At 47.9% G+C, this 1,222-nt stretch carries 1 protein-coding gene; it reads left to right on the top strand.

The genetic code is table 11. From position 1 onward, the window contains the following. Positions 1 to 1,061 (top strand): IS5-like element IS1168 family transposase (locus AB5217_RS24890; RefSeq protein ID WP_368117404.1); only part of this gene is annotated, 1,061 nt, incomplete at its 5' end. Positions 1,062 to 1,222: the final 161 nt, after the last annotated feature.

Here is a 1,222-nt window from a genome sequence, read left to right as displayed (position 1 = left end):
AGTTAAGCCGCTATCGCAAGTTACGCTATAAAAGTGTGTTTGAATCCGAGAATCAATCGTCTCGCCTTAACGTGATAGGCAACCCACTAGAGAGACTGTCGTCATTGGTGGACTTTGAGATATTCCGTCCGACATTGGAAGCCTCTCTGTTCACAGGCGAGCGTAAGGGCAATGCCGGGCGTCCTCCCATAGATTGTGTGTTGATGTTCAAGATACTGTTTCTCCAGCGTTACTATGGCCTGAGTGACCATCAGATAGAATATCAGATAGTGGACCGCACCAGTTTCCGCGCTTTTCTGGGGATAGAGAACGTGGATGATGTACCGGACGAGAAGACAATCTGGAAGTATCGCGAAGCCCTCACGTCCGTCGGTGCGTATGACAAGTTGTTTGAAGACTTCCGTACGTTCATGGAGGCCAAGGGCCTTCAGTTCAACGAGGGGCGGATCATAGATGCCAGTTTTGTCGTTGCCCCACGCCAGCGCAACACTCGTGAGGAGAATGCGAAGATAAAGGAGGGCAAGGGCGACGAACTGTGGAATGACAATCCTCACAAGAAATTCCATAAGGATGTGGATGCCCGTTGGACGAAGAAGCGCGGTGACACGTTTTACGGCTACAAGCAGCATGTCAAGGTAGACAAAGGCAACAAGGTAATCCTCTCGTATGCAACAACGCCTGCCAATGTGCATGATTCCAAAGGTTTTGAGCAGCTGCTTGATGAGTCAGACAAGGATAAGGATTTGTATCTTGACGCAGGATATGCCGGGCAGGAGTCAACCGTGAAGGAGCATGGCATGAATCCGATAATCTGCGAGAAAGGCCGTCGGAATCATCCTCTGACAGAAAAACAGAAGGCTGAGAACAGGCGCAAGTCCAAGACCCGTTGCCTTGTCGAGCACGTATTCGGTTTTGAAGAGCAAAGTATGCACGGCCTTATTGTCAGGACAATAGGGATTGTACGGGCGAAGGCGAATGTGGCGATGACAAATTTGACCTACAACATCTTCCGCTACATCCAGATTGTGTGCAATAAACGTGAATTGGCGATTGCCCAATAAAAAGAGACGGGGTGTATCCTCAAAAATGCAAAAATCCCTCATTTTTTTTGGGGGGGTAGATTAAATTGCTTAACTTTACGCAAGATTATCTTGCTCAAGACAGTTAAAGGGTTCTGCTGCCTTATGCAAGAAATAAAAAATGGAATTGATAGAACCCACCT

Source organism: Bacteroides sp. MSSM.1001136sp1_RTP21357st2_D2_RTP21359_211015 (assembly GCF_040913205.1).
Lineage (GTDB): Bacteria > Bacteroidota > Bacteroidia > Bacteroidales > Bacteroidaceae > Bacteroides > Bacteroides ovatus.
Note: the sequence above shows the minus strand (reverse complement) of the source record. Positions and strands in the feature narration are given on the sequence as shown.